The organism is Aminobacter sp. P4_D5, assembly GCF_056401815.1.
This window is the reverse complement of sequence record NZ_JBFUIP010001269.1, coordinates 1-543: the sequence shown is the minus strand read 5'-3', so window position 1 is coordinate 543 and position 543 is coordinate 1. Positions and strand designations below refer to the sequence as shown.

Sequence of the window (543 nt, the reverse complement as noted above, 5' to 3'; positions counted from 1 at the left end):
GATCTGCGACGAGGCCGTCTCCGCGCTGGACGTGTCCATCCAGGCGCAGATCGTGAACCTGCTGCGCTCGCTGCAGCGCGAGTTCGGGCTGTCCTACCTCTTCATCTCGCACGACCTCGCGGTGGTCGGTTACCTCTCGCACCGGATCGCGGTGATGTATCTCGGCCGCATCGTAGAGATCGGCAGCAAGGCCTCGCTCCTGGCCGGCCCGCGCCATCCATACACCAAGGTGCTGTTCTCGGCCCTCCCCGGCCGTGGCGGCAGCCGGGCGGAGCGCCAGGCGCTCAAGGGCGAGCCGCCGAGCCCGCTCGACCCGCCACCGGGCTGCCACTTCCATCCCCGCTGCCCCATGGCGATCGAGCGATGCCGCGTGGAGGTCCCTCTCATGCGTGAGCTCGCTTCGGGCCACGCCGCCGCCTGCCACCTCGCGGCCTGACCAGGGTTGTTCATGGATATCACCCCCTCTTCCAACCCGATGGGCATCGGCCATTCCGTCCGCCGCCGCGAGGACCAACGGCTGCTGCGCGGCCAGGGCCGCTATGT

At 69.6% G+C, this 543-nt stretch carries 1 protein-coding gene; it reads left to right on the top strand.

All coding sequences use genetic code 11. The features are described 5' to 3' along the window. A partial coding sequence (locus AC1DWF_RS37875; protein ID WP_476843547.1) for an oligopeptide/dipeptide ABC transporter ATP-binding protein occupies positions 1-436 on the top strand: 436 nt, incomplete at its 5' end. Positions 437-543 lie beyond the last annotated feature (107 nt).